The organism is Mesorhizobium sp. M2A.F.Ca.ET.039.01.1.1 (assembly GCF_003998035.1).
Classification (GTDB): Bacteria; Pseudomonadota; Alphaproteobacteria; order Rhizobiales; family Rhizobiaceae; genus Mesorhizobium.
Map to the genome: position 1 here is coordinate 1 of NZ_RZRY01001125.1, position 1,432 is coordinate 1,432.

At 65.0% G+C, this 1,432-nt stretch carries 2 protein-coding genes; both read right to left on the reverse strand.

The window, feature by feature from the left end:
• Positions 1-530, reverse strand: a 530-nt coding sequence (locus EOA24_RS37840) for a metal ABC transporter permease (RefSeq protein WP_133374910.1), incomplete at its 3' end; no start/stop codon positions are given.
• Complete coding sequence (gene aztA, locus EOA24_RS37845; protein ID WP_126083090.1) at positions 530-1,369, reverse strand: zinc ABC transporter ATP-binding protein AztA; 840 nt, start codon at positions 1,367-1,369, stop codon at positions 530-532. The genes EOA24_RS37840 and aztA, both read right to left, overlap by 1 nt.
• Positions 1,370-1,432 lie beyond the last annotated feature (63 nt).

Consider the following 1,432-nt stretch of genomic DNA (forward strand, 5'->3'; position numbering starts at 1 on the left):
ACCGAGCGCAGGAACAGCGGATCGAGGCATTCGGCGACCAGGGCGCGCCAGAAAATGGCGAGGCAGGCGAGCGTCACCGCCACGATGGCGCCGATCAGGATCAGCGCCTCATTGTTGAGCGCCAGCACCGTGCCGAACAGCACATGCATGAGGTCGACGCTGGAGCCGCGGATCGACACCATCAGCACGCCGACCGCAAGCGAGATCAGATAGAAGGCCGCCATCGACGCGTCCTCGCGCTGGATGGTGAAGCGCGACACGGCGCCCGCGCCGAGCGCCACGATGATGCCGGCGATCAGCCCACCGACCGTCATCGGCAGGATCTCGAGCCCATAGAGCAGGAAGCCGGCGGCGGCACCCGGCAGGATGGCATGCGCCATGGCGTCGCCCGAAAGGCTCATGCGCCGCAGCATCAGGAAGACGCCGACCGGGCAGGCGCCGAGCGACAGGATCAGCGAGCCGAACAGCGCCCGCTGCATGAAGGCGAAATCGGCGAAGGGCGCGATGAACAGGCCGTAGAAAGATTCCATCACGCCGCCCTCGGTCCGGAGCCGTGGTCGTGGCGGTGATCGGGTCCATGAGCGTGATCGTGGTGATGGTGGCGGTCTTGTGCGAGATCATCGCCATGGTCGTGAGCATCTGGCTCGCACCAGGGCGCATTCTCTTCCCAGGCCTCGTGGAAGCGCCGTGCCTTGAGCAGGTTTTCCGGCCGCAGCGTTTCCTTTGTGTCGCCCCAGGCGACCGGCTGGCGGGCAAGCAGCAGCGTTTCCGGGAAATTCTGCCGCACCAGATCGAGGTCATGCACCACGACCATGATCGTCCGCTCCTCGCCATGCCAGCGCTTTATTAATTGGATGAGGTCGCCGACGGTCTTGGCGTCGACCGCGTTGAAGGGCTCGTCGAGCAGGATGAGGTCGGCGTCCTGCAAAAGCACACGGGCAAACAGCGTGCGCTGCAACTGGCCGCCCGACAGCGTATCGATCGGCCGTTTCTCGAAGCCGCCGAGCCCGACCGCCATCAGCGCCTTGCTGACCGACTCGCGATCCTCTTTCGTATAGCGGCCGAGCATGCCGCGCTTCGGCCACAGGCCGAGCGAGACCAGATCGACGACGCGCGCCGGAAAGGAGCGGTCGAGCTCCGACTGCTGCGGCAGGTAGGCGGTGCGGACGCCCGGCATGCGGACCACGGCGCCTTCCATCGGCTTCAGCACGCCCACGATGCCCTTCATCAGCGTCGACTTGCCCGAGCCATTGGCGCCGACCACCGCGGTCAACGAGCCTTTGCGGACGACGCCGTTCAGGTGATGGATCGCCGGATGGCTGCCATAGCCGAGCGTCAGGTCGCGGAAGGTCAGGCAGGCGTTGGTCATCAGGTGTCGGTCCGCAAAATCGGGTAGTTTGTCGATATGTGATGTTATTACATTAGTCAACAT